This is a genomic window from Rothia mucilaginosa (assembly GCF_901875305.1).
GTDB lineage: Bacteria > Actinomycetota > Actinomycetes > Actinomycetales > Micrococcaceae > Rothia.
On sequence record NZ_CABFLY010000001.1, the window covers coordinates 245248 to 260874 of the forward strand.

Here is a 15627-nt window from a genome sequence, read left to right on the forward strand (position 1 = left end):
AGATGAATCCGGTTCTGCTTTGTGGGAACCCGTGGAAATTCAACCCAGAGAGGATGAATAAAGAATGACCATTCGTGTCATTTTAGGTGCCGTTGTGGGTGGGTCTCGACGCTCCAATCTTCAGCCCGAGGAGCTGGGGGCCGTAACCGCCGAGTTTGCGGTGGCCCTGCCCGCCGTGACCGCGGTGCTCGCCCTCTGCCTGGGTGCGGCCTCCACCGGCGTCGCACAGGTGAAGCTGGAAGAATCGGCCCGGGCGGCGGCCCGTGCAGCCGCCCGGGGTGACTCGGAGGCCGAGATTCGTGCGGTCGTCAAACGTATAGACCCGGTGCAGAGCGTGCAAGTGAACGCTACAAACGGGGAGTCAGCTGAGGGACCGCAGGTGCAGGTCGTGGTAACCCGCCCCGCTCCCGGTGTTATCGGCTCCACGACGGGATGGACCCTTAGAGCTGAGGCTCACGCCCGACAGGAAGGAGGCGTCGATGAAACGGAAGAACTGGGAGCGCATCGGGCCGATTCTGGTGGACCCGGCTAGGGTGGGTAATCCAGTATCCGCGGGGTCCCGGGAGGAGGGCAGCGGTACCGTTCTCGCGCTGGGCATCGTGGCCATTCTGCTGCTCATGACGGTGACGGTGGCCGGACTCATCGGGGTGGTTTCCGCCAACCGGCGAGCCTCCTCCGCGGCCGACCTCAGCGCGCTGGCCGCGGCGGACGCCTACCGAGGCCTTGCCCCCGGGGACCCCTGCAAGGTGGCCGAAGAATGGGCCGTCAGGAATGGTGCCCGGCTGGAGGCCTGCACCTTCCCGAATCGACCCGAGACTGTGGAGGTGACGGTCGCCGTGCCAGTCAGTGGCCCGATGAGCGCGCTGGGTCCGGCGAGAGTGCGAGCCCGGGCCGGGGCCGCGCATCCGCTGGGGGAGCACGCTCCGGAAGTCCCCGAGGCCGAAGACCCTCCCGAGGAGATACCGGTGGAGGAAGCGCCTCCGGCGGATTGAGCTTCGGAGGTATAGCCTCCGACGGCTTCTAGACCTCGACGGTTATTCCGAACCCGCCCCTCCGTCCGTATCGGCGCTTCCGTCGATGCTCTTCAGCATGGCCCTCAGTAGGGCCATTGCGCCAGCCTTGCTGAGGGGCTCGTTGCGGTTGCCGCACTTGGGCGAGTGTACGCAGGAAGGGCACCCGTTGTCGCATCCGCAGCTCTCAATGGCCTCGAGGGTGGCGCTCAGCCATCGCTGAACCGTGTTGAAGCCGCGCTCGCTAATACCCGCACCGCCCGGCGTGGCATCGTACACGAAGATTGTGGGCTGACCGGTATCGACGTGAAGCAGCGTGGAGAGCCCGCCCAAATCCCAACGGTCGCTGGTCGCGATGAGCGGCAGTAGCCCGATGGCGGCGTGCTCGGCGGCGTGCAGGGTGCCTGGGCCGTCCTCTTCGGTTACTCCGGCCCCGAAGAGGTAGCTGGGCTCGAATGTAAACCAGACGGCTTCGGTGATGAGCACCTCCGGGGGCATGGGCATCGGCTCGTTGCCCAGGTGCTCGCCGCCGTAGACCGAGAAACGTTTGTAGCCGGTCACCTGATTGGTGACCTGAACCTGGCCGCGGTGCATCGTGAGAACGGTGTCGGAACTTCCGTCGGGGCTCGCGCCGCGGGCATCCTCGAAGCGTACGCGCGCCCGTTCGGCGAGCACTCGCACCTCGGTGGTTTCGATAGCCCGCGTGTAGAAGTCGGGGGTAGCGCGGTTGAGCAGAATCACGCGTTCGTCCTCGCTGAGGGAATCGACCACGTAAAGCACGTTCTGGTGAATATATACCGCCCCGGGGTGCCCCTGGCTCATGGCGTGCGCGGCATCCATGGTGCCAACCAGGGTGCCGTCTTCGGCGTCGATGAGCTGGTAGGGTCCGCCACCGGTGCCGCGGATATCAACCAGGTCGGCGGCGGATTCGGCGTGTGTCCAGTACCAGCCGTCCGGGCGGCGGCGCAGGTATCCCTGCTGCACCAGGCGGTCCAGGAGCGCCTCGGTGTGCGGGCCGAAAAGGTTCAGCTCTTCGGTGCGCAGGGGCGCCTCTTGGGCGGCCGCGCAGAGCTGAGGGGAGAGTACATAAGGGTTGGTTGGGTCGAAAACGGTGGCTTCGACGTCCTGCCCAAAAATCGCCTCCGGGTGATGCACCAGGTAGGTATCGAGCGGGTTGTCGTCGGCGATGAGCACGGCGAGTGCATCCTGGCCACCGCGCCCGGCCCTACCGATGCGCTGGGTAAAGGACGCGCGGGTGCCCGGCCAACCGGCCACGATAACCGCATCCAGCCCGGAGATGTCAATGCCCAGCTCCAGGGCAGAGGTGCTGGCCAAGCCCAGCAGCTCGCCGTTGCGGAGCCTGCGTTCGAGCTCGCGGCGCTCTTCGGGGGTGTATCCGGCCCGGTATGCGGCGACGCGGTGAGCGAGACCGGGCTCGACCTCGTCGAGGTAGCGTTGGGTCTTCTGCGAGAGGACCTCCACGGTGCGACGCGACCCGGCAAAAACCAGGGAGCGGGTTCGGGAAAGCACGAGGTCGGTGAGCATTTGCGCGCCCTGCTCCACGGGGGAGACGCGGCGCGGCGCCTCCTGCTCTGCCTTCGACTGGACCGCCTGCTGCTGGGTGCTGCGGGCACCCTTGGCGAGCTGATCGTGCACCTTGGGCGGCATGAATTCGGGTTCCCAGAGCGCGACGGCGGTTTCGCCGCGGGCTGCCGTGGATTCGGTAATGGCGGTGACCGCTCGCTGCGGCACGCCAATGAGCTTGGAGAAAGACTCGACTGGGTTGGAACTTGTCGCGGAGGCGCCGTAGAACACGGGCACGGTGCGGTAGAGTGCGCAGACGCGGCGCAGACGGCGCATCAGGTTGGCGATGTGCGCGCCGAAAACGCCGCGGTAGCTGTGTGCCTCGTCGAGCACCACGTAGCGCAGTCCGCGCAGGAAGGAGGCCCACTGCCGGTGGTTGCTCAGAATGGAGTAGTTGAGCATGTCTGGGGTGGTGAGGATGAAGTTGGCGTGCTCGCGAATCCAGCGGCGTTCTCCGGCGGGGGTGTCCCCGTCGTAGCTGGCCGGGTAAAGCCCGGGAAGATTGTAGGAGGTGAGGGCGGTGAGCTGGTCGGCGGAGAGCGCCTTCGCCGGTGAAATGTAGAGAACGTTCGCTCTATTATTGAGGTTTTCAGTCCCGGAATAAGCGGATGTAGAGCTCACCGGTTCACCGCACGAAGCTCGGTAAACGGCATCCAGCGTGGGCATCAGATAGCTCAGGGTCTTGCCCGAGGCGGTGCCAGTCGCCACAATCACGTGCCCGCCGTTACCGGTCCTCTCCGCGTGTGCGCGACCCAGCGCGGACGGCTGACCATCGGGCGTAGCCGCGGGGTGCCCGCTCCTCCAGCCGTAGCGCGCCGCACTCGCCGCCAGCGCCGCATCAAGACCCGCATGGGCGGCGTCTGCCGCCTGCACCTGGTGGGCGTAGGGCTCCGCAATGCCGAGCGATTCGAAGGCCTCCACCACACGCGGATGCATCCACTTGGGCCAGGGGGCATGCTCCGCCTCGCGGGCGGGGATGGTGTGCACGTGGGTGATCTGCTCGGGCAGGGCGGAGGCGGGCGACAGCTCGGGAAGGAGCGCACTCAGGGCATGCTGGGTGGTGCTCGGAAGGTCGCCGAGGCGGCGGGGTGCGCCGGGTGCCGCCGGTGAGCTCGACTGGTCTACATTCGAGGCTTGGGGGTCTGCGGGGTGGTGAGCTGCGTGCTGGGGCATGGCTTCAATTGTAGGTCTCGGCTCGCGCGTGAGCTCCCCCGTTTGTTACGGGCCGGCCCCTCCTTGGAGGGTGCGCCCGGGAAGATTGGGCGTATTTCTGCTCCGATGGTTCGCACGCATCAAGGATTCTGCATGTCTTTGGGGGTATCGCACGTTAAAATGGTTCCGTGGCTCAAAATAAGATTATTCTGTATTACCAGTTCGCCCCCATCGCCGACCCGCAGGCGGTCATGCTCTGGCAGCGTGCCCTCTGTGAGAAGCTCGGCCTGCGTGGGCGCATCCTCATTTCCAAGCACGGCATTAACGGCACCCTCGGTGGTGAAATTAAGGCAGTTAAGGCGTACACCAAGGAAACCCGCAAATACCCCGGTTTCAAGAACATGGAGTTCAAGTGGTCCGAGGGTGGCGCGGAGGACTTCCCCCGCCTGTCCGTGAAGGTACGCGACGAGATTGTGGCTTTCGGTGCTCCCGACGAGCTGCAGGTGGACGAGAACGGCGTCGTTGGCGGCGGCGTGCACCTGAAGCCTGAGGAGGTCAACAAGCTTGTTGAAGAGCGCGGCGACGAAGTGGTCTTCTTCGACGGCCGTAACGCATTCGAGGCGAAGATCGGCAAATTCAAGAACGCTATCGTTCCCGATGTGCGCACCACCCACGACTTTATCCGCGAGATTGAGTCCGGCAAGTATGACGACATTAAGGACAAGCCGGTCGTCACCTACTGCACCGGCGGTATTCGCTGTGAGATTCTCTCCGCACTCATGAAGAACCGCGGTTTCAAGGAGATCTATCAGATCGACGGCGGCATCGTGCGTTACGGCGAGAAGTACGGCGACAAGGAACTCTGGGAAGGCTCGCTCTACGTCTTCGACAAGCGCATGCACATGGAATTCACCCCGGATACTGTCACTATCGGCAAGTGCGAACAGTGCGGCGCGCCCTCGAACAAGTTCGAGAACTGCTCCAACGAGAACTGCCGTGAGCTGGTTCTGCTCTGCCCCGAGTGCGCAGCTGATGACGCGAAGCGCCACTGCGTGCCCGAGTGCTCGGTGGACCGCGAAGTAGCTGAGGCGAACGCCTAATGGTAGCCGCTAAGGGCGGTGCGGTTCAGATTTCCGAACCTCGCATTGAGGAGCACCCGGCGATGGTTGTCGCCGGTGTTTCGCAGGTGTTTTCGCTGGATGATGACTTCTCCCCGCTGTGGGATGAGCTGAATCAGAAGGCATCCCCTGCGATGCTGGATGTTCTGAACGTAACCCAGTATCTGGGTGTGTGCACTCAGCCGAACCCGAAGGGTCAGGTCCGCTACACGGCGGGCTTCCTGGTGTCGGAGTCGGCGAGCGCGGCGAAGCTTGGTCTGGGCGTGCTGGAGTTGCCTGCGAGCCCCTATGCGGTGGTTGAGGTGACGGGCCCGATTTCGGAGTCCATTCCGGCTGGCTTTGCGAGCTTTGAGGAGGCGTTCTTCGCGAAGAATCCGCAGTACCGCCCGGTGGGTGGTCTTGAGGTGTACGGTCGCGGCGATATGCAGGCGGCTGATTACCGTATGGAGCTGTGGATTCCGCTGGCGAAGCGTTCCTAGGGCAGTTTGTTTCTGTCGTTTTAGTTGCAAGTTTTAGCTGTCAAATAGAAGGGCCCGGTGGTGCGATGTGTTCGTGCCGCCGGGCTTTTCTGTGCCCTTTTGTGGGTTTGGTGTGGGTGGTACGTGCAGCGAAAGCGGGGGGAGGGGTTCTCCTGCGTCATACTCCGAAATAAATACTTGACTTGTAAAGTATTCGGGTTTAGATTTAAACCACCAGCCCGGCACTACACGAACCCGAGCGCAACTCGCTAAGGAAAAAACCATGAGCACCCCCACTAACCCTGGCACCCCGCAGATCGACGAATCCATCCGCATCAGCCACCTCGAGCCCATGCGCGGCGACGAGAAGAAGCTCGGCTTCCTCTCCTTCGGCCACTGGGCTGAGGTCCCCGGCTCCCGCGTACCCTCCGCCGCAGAATCGCTGCACCAGGCAATCGACCTTGCTGTAGGCGCCGAAGATATCGGACTGGACGGCGCGTTCTTCCGCGTGCACCACTTCGACCAGCAGCAGGCGACCCCCTACCCGCTGCTCTCCGCGATCGCCGCTAAGACCGAACGCATCGAGCTCGGCACCGGCGTGATTGACATGCGCTACGAAAACCCGCTCTACATGGCTGAACTTGCCGCCATGGCAGATCTCATCGCGGCGGGTCGACTGCAGTTGGGTGTCTCCCGCGGTTCGCCCGAGTCCGTTATTCGCGGCTTTGAGAGCTTCGGCTACTACCCGGCAGAAGGCGAAGACGAGGGCGATATGGCGCGCCGTCACCTCGACATTTTCCTCAAGGCAATTGAGGGTGAGGGCATGGCGCCCAGCGCTCGCATGGCGGGCAAGTATGCCCCCATTCAGCCGCAGTCGCAGGGTCTGCGCGACCGCATCTGGTGGGGTGCGGGCACCGATAGCACCGCCGTGTGGACCGCGCAGAAGGGCCTGAACCTGATGTCTTCAACCCTGATGCTGGAAGATAAGGGCATTCCCTTCGATCAGCAGCAGGCGCAGCAGATTCGCCTCTTCCGCTCCGAGTGGGTGAAGGCGGGTAATTCGGGTGTTCCGCGTGTTTCGGTGTCCCGTTCGGTGCTGCCCGTTATTGATGAAACCTCGGCACGCTACTTTGGCCGCCGCGCCGCGGAGGACTCGCAGGATTACACCGGCATTATCGATAACACCTTCTCTCGCTTTGGTCGTAGCTACATTGGTGATCCGGCGGATATTGCTGAAGAGCTCGCTCGTGATGAGGCGGTTCAGGCGGCGGACACCGTGCTGCTGACTATCCCGAACCAGCTGGGCGTGGACTTCAATCTGAAGATGCTGGATGCTATCGTCAAGGAGATTAAGCCCGTGCTGACCACTAAGTAAAGCCCTTGAGGTGAAGACTCCGCAGAACCTTCTGCGCTAGCAGGGTTTCGCGCCAGCGTGCCGCCGTCGCTTCCGTGATGGGCGGTGGTCGCTGATGAGCGCGAACTCTGCCGCTTCCCGAGGGCAAGGGCGCGGAGCACGTGCGGCAGCCCGCACAAGTGGACAATTGGTCAGTTATCACTGTATAGTCATCGTATGCTGACTATTGCTTCACGCCTCGACGTCATGAACCGGCTCGGCCGCGCCATGGCCGACCCGACGCGTTCCCGGATTCTGATGACCCTCCTCGGCGGCCCGAGCTACCCAGCCGTGCTCTCGCGCGAGCTGGAGCTGACCCGCTCGAACGTGTCCAACCACCTGACCTGCCTGCGCGATTGCGGAATCGTCGTCGCCGAGCCCGAGGGCCGCCAGACGCGCTACGAGATTGCCGACCCGCACCTCGCCGCGGCACTGACGTCCCTGATCGACGTCACGCTCGCGGTGGACGAGGCCGCGCCGTGCATCGACCCGGCATGCTCGGTGCCGGGCTGCTGTGGAACGGCGGTGGGAGCATGAGCGAGACCCTGACCACCGCACGCCGCGCGACGCTGCACCGGCGCGTCCGCTTCATCGTCGGCTTCACGATCACGTACAACGTAATCGAGGCGATCGTCGCAGTCTTGGCGGGCGTCCTCGCCTCGTCCGCGGCGCTCATCGGCTTCGGGCTCGACTCGGTTGTCGAGGTACTCTCGGCCGTGGCCATCACCTGGCAGTTCACCCGCAAGGACCCTGAGCGGTGGGAAGCGGTCACCGTCAAGGCCATCGGCATCGCGTTCTTCGCGCTGGCGGCCTACGTCTCGATCGACGCGGTGCTGGCCCTGGTCGGCCAGGAGGGCCCCGACCACAGCCCGCTGGGTCTCGGCATCACCGCACTGAGCATGGTCGTCATGCCTCTGCTGGCGTGGATTGAGGTCCGCACCGGGCGGGAGCTGGGCTCCAAGAGCGTGATGGCCGACGCCAAGCAGCTCATCCTGTGTATCTACCTCTCCGGTGCAGTGTTCATCGGCCTCGTCCTCGACAGCCTGTTCGGCTGGTGGTGGGCTGACTCGGTTGCGGCGCTGGTCGTGGCGGTGCTCGCAGTGCGCGAGGGCCTGGAGGCCTGGCGCGGCGACGTCGAGTCGCCGTTCGAAGTGCTAGAGGACCTCGAAGACGAGGACGACTGACCCGTCACCCGACGATGAAGAGCCAGTGCTGCAACCCAGACATGCGCTACGAAAACCCGCTCTACATGGCTGAACTGCCGCCATGTCTGATCTCATTGCGGCGGGTCGACTGCAGCTGGGTGCGGACTTCAACCTGAAGATGCTTGACGCAATCGTGAAGGAGATTAAGCCCGCGCTGACCACCAAGTAACGGCACTGAGATAAAAGCCCCGAGATAAAGACCCTGTGCCAAGCTGTTTTCGGCGCTCTGTAACGCACTGAGATTCTTGTTCCCATACAGCTTGAGCCATGCATACAGCAATGCCCCGGCAGGTACCCGCAAGGGTTCCGCCGGGGCATTACTATGCTCAGGTTTTTAGAAGTTCTTCTGTCTAAAAATCCTTCGTCTTTTCCCAGGGCTCAATAGCGCCCGGAATCACCTCAAAAAGCGGATGCGCACATACCGCCAGCTCGCCGCGCGCCGCCAGGCGCTCGCGTAGCTGGTGCTCCCACTCAGGGTCGCGCCCGGCCACCTTGTGCCGCAGAAAAGCAAGCTCGTACTCCAGCTGACCGAGAGGAACAGGAATACGCACAACCGAAGCGTACGGGTTTTCCGCCTTGTCGGTGCTGTTTTTGCCTGCGCTATTTTCGCCAGTGTTGTTTTTGTCTGCAGTATTTTCGCTGGCACCTTCTTCGCCCGCACCAATCAGCGCACGGTTGAAAGAGTAGCCGCGGGCATCTGCCTCATCCGCCAGCCCCCACAGGTAGGCGGCAACCGCCTCCAACGGTTGCGGATGCGCGCGAAACCGCATCAGCTGCGGATGGTTCGTGTATCCGCGAGTCAGACCCCGCAGAACCTTCTGCGCCAACAGAGTTTCACGCCAGCATGCGACCAGGGCGCGCCGATCAAGCAGGGAGGGGTGCAGGGACCAAATACGCACGCTTAGCCCTGCTCTTCTGCAGTATTTTCGCCAGCTGATTCTGCGCCCGCATTCTCATCGCTAAAGTGCAGGAAGCTCTTGAGTACTAGTTCGCGCACCGCGTGTAGCAGGGTATCGCGAGGATGTTGCTGTTGCGTACCACGTGCGGCGGCTACCGCCTCGTCGTATTCGGGCCAGGACAGCAGCATCGCTAGGGCCGCCACAATCTGGCCCACGGCGAGCTCGCCATCGCTCGCCGACGCAAAGCCTGCGGTCTCGGTGGAGAGCAACTGGGTGCGGCACAGACCCGATCCGGCACGTAGCAGAATGACGCTGGGGTGCTCGGCGCCGGGGCGGCCGTGGCGTTCCTCGGTGACGTCCTCGGCGACCTCCAGGTGTGCGGCGAGGAGCGCCTCATCGTCCATGGCGGCGAGGCGGTCGTAGCGGCGCACGGACTCGGTGAGAGCGCGGGCGATGGGCTGCTGGATCGGGTAGGTGATCTCCTCGAAACGCTGTAGAGGTGCAGTTACGCCGGCGGCGGTGTCTTCGCTGGGGCGACGCAGCCAAATCATGCCGAAACCAATAGAATGAACGTTCCGGGATTCGAAGTCGTTCAGGTAGGCCAAGTAGGTCTGTTCGTAGTGCTTGCGGTCGCGGTTCTCGCTCGCATCCTTCAGCCAGGTCTCGGCGTAGGACTCGGGGCTCAGCGCCTCACGCTGAATAAACCACGCCTCCGCGCCACCGTCGGCAACCCAGGCGCGCACGCGCTCGTCCCAGGAACGCGGCTGTGAGGGGTCCTCGGAATCGCGAATAATCTCCCAGTTGCCCAGCATCTGCGCGCGGCCGCCGGGCACCAGCACCGACGGCAGCTGGCGCACCATCGTGCTCACAATTTCGTCACCGGGCAGGCCGCCGTCGCGGTAGGTGAACTGCTCCTCGGCGCTCTCACCGGCCACGCGCGGGGTAATCACGAACGGCGGGTTCGACACCACCAGGTCGAAGCGTTCACCGGCCACCGGGTCCAGCAGGGAACCCTCACGCAGGCTCACGCGCGCCTGCGGGTTCTGCGGGTCAATATTGAGTGCCTGCGCGTTCAGCAGCAGGTTAAAACGGGTGAAGGCCAGGGCACGCTCCGAAATATCGGTGGCGGTCACGTGCTCGGCGTGGGCGAGCAGGTGGAAGGTCTGAATACCGCAGCCGGTACCCACATCCAGGGCCCGCTCGACGGGGGTGCGCTCGGTAATCTGCGCCAGGGTCAGGGACGCGTGACCGATGCCGAGCACGTGATCCTTACGGAGCACGCCGGGGCGCTGATGCGCGCCCAGGTCTGCGGCCACATAAATCTCGGTGCCGTCATCGGCGGCGTGCGGGCGCAGGTCAACGCTCGCGGTCCAGCGACCTGCCGTGTCGCGCTCAATCAGGGAGGCCTCCGCGAAGTCCTGCAGGGTCTCGCCGAAGACCTCGGTCGCCTCCGCCTCGGTCAGCGGGCGGGCCAGCAAGAAAAACGCCAGCAGGCGCGCCAGGTTCTTCTGCTCCGCGCTGTACTCGCCGCGCAGAATCTGCTCGACACGCCAGATTCCGGGGACCACCTGGTCGCGGGCCATCGCATCCGCGGCGTTCGCACCCAGCAGCTCCTGAACCGCGTCGTACGTGTAGTTCAGGACGGTGAGGCGCTCGCGCAGGCGCACAAGGCGGGCGTAATCATCGCTGCGGGGCGTATCCGTAACGCGCGCGTATTCGGGGGCGAAGTCGGGGGCAGAAATACTCATGCACACCATTCTACGCATCGGCCCCACACGCCGGCCTCCGTTTATCCACAGCGACCCGCCGGTACCCTGCCGCGGGCCCAACATCGCATACACTGTAGAGCATGAGCAATCTCTACCCCGATGAAAGCATCAGCGCCGAGAAATGCTGGGAGCGCCTGCACGCAAACACCCTCGGCCGACTCGTCATGACCGACGGGCAGCACGTCGACGTGCTCCCCGTGCTCTACGCCGTGGCCAACCAGGAAATTTACATTCGCACCACCCGCGGCAACAAGTTCTCGTCCGTGGTGGTTAGCCGCCGCGTCGCCTTCGAAATCGACGAAACCCTCGAGGACGGCATCCGCTCGGTCATCGTGGTCGGCGTCGCCCACTGGCTCCCGCCCGAGATGACCCCGCAGATCGTGCGCACCTTCGACCTGCCGGACTCCGACACGCACGAAATGCAGTGGGTGCGCATCGTACCGCGAAGCGTGTACGGCCGCGAGTACCCGCTACTGCCTGCCTACCTGGACGGCACCCAGCCGGACTCCGACACCCTCACGAGGTAGCGTTTAGCGTCCACACCTCGGGAAACGCAAGCCCCACAGAATCCCCGGTGCGCGCGTCAACGGGCGCCCCGTGCGCCAATCCGTCCACCGGTACCGTATGATGGAGCGAGTACCCTGCGCGCACCGCGTCTCAACACACAGCACGACAGATTGCACGACGCGGGGTGCAACTTCGACCCCCACGCTGGGAGTCCCCCACACTAATCGCTCAATGAACACCTCACCCATCGTATGGAACCGCCCCGACCGCCTGGACCAGACGTTCGCGTGGGTTATGGTTGAATACGTAGCGACATCACATAGATAGAGGAGTGCCGTGCCCGCTCAGGCCAAGAATGGAAAAGCCCTGCTAATCGTGGAGTCCCCCTCCAAGGTCAAGACCATTAGCGGCTACCTCGGCGAGGACTACCTGGTCGACTCGTCCATGGGTCATATCCGTGACCTTCCACAGCCCTCTGAGCTGCCCGAAAACCTGAAGAAGGGCCCTTACGGCAAGTTCGCCGTCGACGTTGAAGACGGCTTTGAACCCTATTATGTTGTCAACCCCGACAAAAAGAAGAAGGTTGCCGAGCTCAAGCGCAAGCTTAAAGAAGTGGACGCGCTCTACCTGGCAACCGATGGTGACCGCGAGGGTGAGGCCATCGCGTGGCACCTGAAGGAAGTCCTCAAGCCCAAGGTTCCTATCTACCGCATGACCTTCCCCGAAATCACTCGGGAAGCCATTCAGCGTGCCTTCGGCGAACTGCGCGACATCGACCTGCACCTGGTCGACGCGCAGGAGACCCGCCGCATCCTCGACCGCATCTACGGTTATGAAATTTCCCCCGTGCTCTGGCGCAAGGTCGGCCGCGGCCTCTCCGCAGGTCGTGTGCAGTCCGTCGCGACCCGCCTCGTGGTCGAGCGCGAACGTGAGCGCATGGCATTCGTTGCCGCTAACTACTGGGATTTGTCCGGACGCTTCCTGACCGCAGCCTCCGAAGGCTTCGACGCGAAGCTGGTCGCCGTAGACGGCAACCGCATCGCCACCGGCAAGGACTTCGCCGACAACGGCACCCTCAACTCCTCCAAGGTCACCCACCTGAACGAGGAGGCGGCCCGTGCGCTCGCCGCAGCCCTGCAGTCCGCCGCGTTCTCGGTGCGTTCGGTCGAGACCAAGCCGTATAAGCGCCGCCCGGCAGCGCCGTTCACGACCTCCACCCTGCAGCAGGAAGCCGCACGTAAGCTGCGTTTCTCCTCCCGCGTGACCATGCAGGTGGCGCAGCGCCTGTACGAGAACGGTTACATCACCTACATGCGTACCGACTCGGTCGCGCTGAGCGATCAGGCCGTCAAGGCCGCACGCCGCCAGGCCTCTGAGCTGTACGGCGCAGAATTCGTGCCCTCCGCACCGCGCGTGTACACCTCCAAGAGCAAGAACGCACAGGAAGCCCACGAAGCAATCCGCCCCGCCGGTGACACCTTCCGCACCCCGGACGCCGTGCGCGGCTCGCTGTCCAACGACGAGTTCCGCCTCTACGAGCTGATCTGGAAGCGTACCGTCGCCTCCCAGATGGCCGATGCGACCGGTTCCACCGCATCCGTGCGCCTGGGCGCCGTGGCATCTAACGGCCAGGACGCCGAGTTCGCAGCATCCGGTACCGTCATCACCTTCCGCGGCTTCCTCGCCGCCTACGAGGAAGGCGTTGACGCATCCCGGGTGGCTGAGCGTGAGGCGAAGGACGCTGAGAAGCGCCTGCCGAACCTGACCACCGGCGAAGTACTGACCGCCGAGGCGATTGAACCCGCCGGCCACGAGACCCTGCCGCCTCCGCGCTACACCGAGGCGTCCCTCGTGAAGACCCTGGACGAGCTGGGCATTGGCCGCCCGTCCACCTACGCGGCTGTCATTTCGACCATCATGGACCGCGGATACGTGAACGTTCGTTCTGGTTCGCTGATTCCCTCCTGGACCGCGTTCTCCGTGGTGCGCCTGCTCGAATCCAGCTTCGGCCCCTACGTGAACTATGAGTTCACCGCACAGATGGAAGAGGACCTCGACCGCATCGCGCGCGGCGAAGAGTCTCGCGTCGAGTGGCTGGACGAGTTCTACTTCGGCGGTGATTCTAAGCGCGGTCTGAAGGCAATCGTCGATAACCTGGGCGAGATTGACGCCCGCGGCATCAACTCCATCCCGATTGCTGACGGCATTGTGCTGCGCGTGGGCAAGTTCGGCCCCTACCTGGAGGCCGAAGGCACCCTCGATACCGAGACCGGCGAGCTGACCGAACCGGTCCGCGCGAACGTGCCCGCCGACCTGGCACCGGACGAGCTGACCGAGGCGAAGGCCCGCGAACTGCTCGAGCAGGGCAAGTCCGACGGCCGTGTGCTCGGCGTGGACCCCGCCACCGGCCGCCAGATTGTGGCTCGCGACGGCCGCTTCGGACCGTACGTCACCGAGGTCATCGAGGAGATGACTGAGGAGCAGATCCAGGCGTACCTGGACGCCCAGCCGACCGAATACTACAAGAACGGCAAGCCCAAGCCGAAGAAGAAGCCGAAGCCCGAGAAGCCGCGCACCGCGTCCCTGTTCAAGTCCATGGATCTGGCGACCGTGACCCTGGAGCAGGCGCTGCAGCTGCTGAGCCTGCCGCGCGTGCTCGGCACCGACGCTGAGGGTGTGGAGATTACCGTGCAGAACGGCCGTTTCGGCCCGTACCTGAAGAAGGGCACGGACTCCCGCTCGATTGGCAGCGAGGACGAGATCTTCACGATTACGTTGGAGCAGGCCCTGGAGATTTACTCCCAGCCGAAGCAGCGCGGTCGTGCGGCGGCTAAGCCTCCGCTGGCTGAGCTGGGCGTGGACCCGGTCAGTGAGAAGAAGATCGTGGTGAAGGACGGCCGCTTTGGCCCGTACATCACCGACGGTATTACGAACATTACGGTTCCGCGTGCGGAGTCGATTGAGTCGCTGACCCATGAGCGCGCGGTGCAGTTGCTTGCTGACAAGCGCGCGAAGGGCCCGGTCAAGCGTAAGACCGCGGCGAAGAAGACCACCACGGCTAAGAAGACGACCGCTAAGAAGACGACCGCTAAGTCTACTACCGCGAAGAAGACGACCACTCGTAAGACCGCCGAGTAACGCTTCTGCTTGAAGGCGCAGGATGCGTCCCGAACCCCTTAGTGGGGTGGGGCGCCTCCTGCGCCTTTTGCGTGCCCGGGGAACGTTTGTACTCGGGATGTTCGGCGCGTTCGGCACGATTTTGTGTCCGCACTGCGTTTTTTAGGCTTGCGCTGTGCTGATGTTGGGCATCCGCCCGGATTGTTTGCGGAGTGAGCCGCGCCTCTGACAGACTGGAAGAGGCGCCGCACCTGCGGTACCGCACACAGATAGTATCCCGCCGCGGGGCGGGGGAGGGGAGCGCATCGTGCGTCTGGGAGTTCTGGATGTCGGGTCGAATACGGTCCACCTGCTGCTGATTGACGCTAGCCCTGGAGCGCGCCCCGAGCCGTACGCGTCGCACAAGATTCCGTTGCAGCTCGTGCAGTACCTCGACACCGAGGGCAATATCTCACAGGAGGGCGCGGACGCGCTGACCCGCTTCGTGACCAGCGCCCGCGACTTCGCTATCGAGAATGAGGCGGAGGACCTGCTGGCGTTCTCCACGAGCGCTATCCGCGAGGCGGGTAATGGTGCGGCGGTGCTGCAGCAGGTGCGTGAGCAGACCGGCGTGAGCCTGAACGGTATTTCGGGCGATCAGGAGGCGGCCATTACGTATTTTGCGGTGCGCCGCTGGCAGGGCTGGGGTGCGGGCCGCATCCTTGATTTTGATATTGGTGGCGGCTCGTTTGAGTTTTCGACGGGTACGAATGCGTTGCCGGATGCGGCTATGAGTGTGCCGTTGGGTGCGGGCCGTTTGACGCGTGAGTTTTTTGATGAGCAGCCGCCGAAGCCGAAGCAGGTGAAGCGTCTGCGCAAGTATGTGCGTGAGCAGATCGCCCCGGTGGCGGAGAATCTGTTGCGTTATGGTGCGCCGGATATGACGGTGGGTACGTCGAAGACGTTCCGTTCGTTGGCGCGTATTTGTGGTGCGGCGCCGTATTCGGCGGGCCCGCATGTGAAGCGTGAGATGCACCTGCAGGATTTGCGTCTGTGGACTCGTCGCATGGAGGCGATGACGGTGTCTGAGCGTAGCGATTTGCCGGGTGTTTCGAAGATGCGTGCTGAGCAGGTGCTGGCGGGTGCTATTGCGGCGGAGGCGGCGATGGAGGCGTTCGGCATTGAGACGATGCGCGTGTGCCCGTGGGCGCTGCGTGAGGGCCTGATCCTGAAGCGTATTGAGCACCTGGCGGAGGGTACGGGTACTCCGGTCAACCCGAAAACCCTCCTGGGTGAGTAGAACATGATGATGAACCCCGCAGGCTGGTAAGCACCGGCCTGCGGGGTTCAAGTTGTACTTTATTATTTCGTGATAATCTGTGAACGTTGACGGCTGTACAGCGATGTAAAACGCGGCTGTCTAGGAAATTTGTCAA

General features: G+C 63.7%; 13 protein-coding genes. 10 read left to right on the forward strand and 3 right to left on the reverse strand.

What is annotated here, in order from left to right:
- Nucleotides 1–64: 64 nt before the first annotated feature.
- Both JX292_RS01050 and JX292_RS01055 read left to right on the forward strand, forming a co-directional pair.
- Nucleotides 65–532 carry a TadE family type IV pilus minor pilin gene (locus JX292_RS01050; protein ID WP_204860489.1) on the forward strand — a complete coding sequence of 156 codons (468 nt, stop codon included), beginning with the start codon at nucleotides 65–67 and terminating at the stop codon, nucleotides 530–532.
- Nucleotides 480–992, forward strand: coding sequence for an Rv3654c family TadE-like protein (locus tag JX292_RS01055; protein ID WP_204860491.1), 513 nt, complete (start codon nucleotides 480–482; stop codon nucleotides 990–992). Before JX292_RS01050 ends, JX292_RS01055 begins: the two co-directional genes overlap by 53 nt.
- Before the next feature lie 42 nt (nucleotides 993–1034).
- Here JX292_RS01055 and JX292_RS01060 read toward each other — a convergent pair whose 3' ends face one another.
- Nucleotides 1035–3767, reverse strand: a complete 2733-nt coding sequence (locus tag JX292_RS01060) for a DEAD/DEAH box helicase (RefSeq protein WP_204860494.1) — start codon at nucleotides 3765–3767, stop codon at nucleotides 1035–1037.
- 167 nt (nucleotides 3768–3934) lie between these two features.
- On the opposite strand from JX292_RS01060, the gene JX292_RS01065 reads away from it, so the two are divergent.
- From JX292_RS01065 to JX292_RS01085, 5 genes are all read left to right on the forward strand, one after another.
- Nucleotides 3935–4846 (forward strand): rhodanese-related sulfurtransferase, encoded by a 912-nt coding sequence (locus JX292_RS01065; RefSeq protein WP_204860496.1) that lies wholly within the window; start codon nucleotides 3935–3937, stop codon nucleotides 4844–4846.
- Nucleotides 4846–5343, forward strand: coding sequence for a GyrI-like domain-containing protein (locus tag JX292_RS01070; protein WP_204860498.1), 498 nt, complete (start codon nucleotides 4846–4848; stop codon nucleotides 5341–5343). Before JX292_RS01065 ends, JX292_RS01070 begins: the two co-directional genes overlap by 1 nt.
- Nucleotides 5344–5605: 262 nt before the next feature.
- Nucleotides 5606–6697: an LLM class flavin-dependent oxidoreductase gene (locus JX292_RS01075; RefSeq protein WP_204860508.1), complete on the forward strand. Its 1092-nt coding sequence runs from the start codon at nucleotides 5606–5608 to the stop codon at nucleotides 6695–6697.
- Nucleotides 6698–6892: 195 nt separating this feature from the next.
- Nucleotides 6893–7252, forward strand: a complete 360-nt coding sequence (gene cmtR, locus JX292_RS01080; RefSeq protein WP_204860510.1) for a Cd(II)/Pb(II)-sensing metalloregulatory transcriptional regulator CmtR — start codon at nucleotides 6893–6895, stop codon at nucleotides 7250–7252.
- Nucleotides 7249–7899 (forward strand): cation diffusion facilitator family transporter, encoded by a 651-nt coding sequence (locus JX292_RS01085; RefSeq protein WP_204860511.1) that lies wholly within the window; start codon nucleotides 7249–7251, stop codon nucleotides 7897–7899. The genes cmtR and JX292_RS01085 overlap by 4 nt, the downstream gene beginning before the upstream one ends.
- A gap of 371 nt (nucleotides 7900–8270) precedes the next feature.
- Here the strand turns inward: JX292_RS01085 and JX292_RS01095 are convergent, their stop codons facing one another.
- Together JX292_RS01095 and JX292_RS01100 are read right to left on the reverse strand one after the other, a co-directional pair.
- Nucleotides 8271–8819 carry a pyrimidine dimer DNA glycosylase/endonuclease V gene (locus JX292_RS01095; RefSeq protein ID WP_204860512.1) on the reverse strand — a complete coding sequence of 183 codons (549 nt, stop codon included), beginning with the start codon at nucleotides 8817–8819 and terminating at the stop codon, nucleotides 8271–8273.
- Between the two features lie 2 nt (nucleotides 8820–8821).
- Entirely contained in the window at nucleotides 8822–10567 is a 1746-nt protein-coding gene (locus JX292_RS01100) for a DUF7059 domain-containing protein (RefSeq protein ID WP_239653560.1), read from the reverse strand.
- Between the two features lie 101 nt (nucleotides 10568–10668).
- On the opposite strand from JX292_RS01100, the gene JX292_RS01105 reads away from it, so the two are divergent.
- From JX292_RS01105 to JX292_RS01115, 3 genes are all read left to right on the forward strand, one after another.
- Nucleotides 10669–11115 carry a pyridoxamine 5'-phosphate oxidase family protein gene (locus JX292_RS01105; protein ID WP_204860513.1) on the forward strand — a complete coding sequence of 149 codons (447 nt, stop codon included), beginning with the start codon at nucleotides 10669–10671 and terminating at the stop codon, nucleotides 11113–11115.
- Nucleotides 11116–11431: 316 nt separating this feature from the next.
- Complete coding sequence (gene topA, locus JX292_RS01110; protein ID WP_204860514.1) at nucleotides 11432–14233, forward strand: type I DNA topoisomerase; 2802 nt, start codon at nucleotides 11432–11434, stop codon at nucleotides 14231–14233.
- A gap of 286 nt (nucleotides 14234–14519) precedes the next feature.
- The gene (locus tag JX292_RS01115; protein ID WP_204860516.1) at nucleotides 14520–15491 is read left to right on the forward strand and encodes a Ppx/GppA phosphatase family protein; all 972 of its coding nucleotides are present in this window, start codon (nucleotides 14520–14522) and stop codon (nucleotides 15489–15491) included.
- Nucleotides 15492–15627 lie beyond the last annotated feature (136 nt).

Bases quoted from the DNA above. Each gene is read 5' to 3' on its own strand.
- JX292_RS01060 (WP_204860494.1), bottom strand. From the start codon at position 3,767: ATGCCCCAGCACGCAGCTCACCACCCCGCAGACCCCCAAGCCTCGAAT.
- JX292_RS01100 (WP_239653560.1), bottom strand. From the start codon at position 10,567: ATGAGTATTTCTGCCCCCGACTTCGCCCCCGAATACGCGCGCGTTACG.
- JX292_RS01055 (WP_204860491.1), top strand. From the start codon at position 480: ATGAAACGGAAGAACTGGGAGCGCATCGGGCCGATTCTGGTGGACCCG.
- JX292_RS01050 (WP_204860489.1), top strand. From the start codon at position 65: ATGACCATTCGTGTCATTTTAGGTGCCGTTGTGGGTGGGTCTCGACGC.
- cmtR (WP_204860510.1), top strand. From the start codon at position 6,893: ATGCTGACTATTGCTTCACGCCTCGACGTCATGAACCGGCTCGGCCGC.
- JX292_RS01105 (WP_204860513.1), top strand. From the start codon at position 10,669: ATGAGCAATCTCTACCCCGATGAAAGCATCAGCGCCGAGAAATGCTGG.
- JX292_RS01075 (WP_204860508.1), top strand. From the start codon at position 5,606: ATGAGCACCCCCACTAACCCTGGCACCCCGCAGATCGACGAATCCATC.
- JX292_RS01070 (WP_204860498.1), top strand. From the start codon at position 4,846: ATGGTAGCCGCTAAGGGCGGTGCGGTTCAGATTTCCGAACCTCGCATT.
- JX292_RS01085 (WP_204860511.1), top strand. From the start codon at position 7,249: ATGAGCGAGACCCTGACCACCGCACGCCGCGCGACGCTGCACCGGCGC.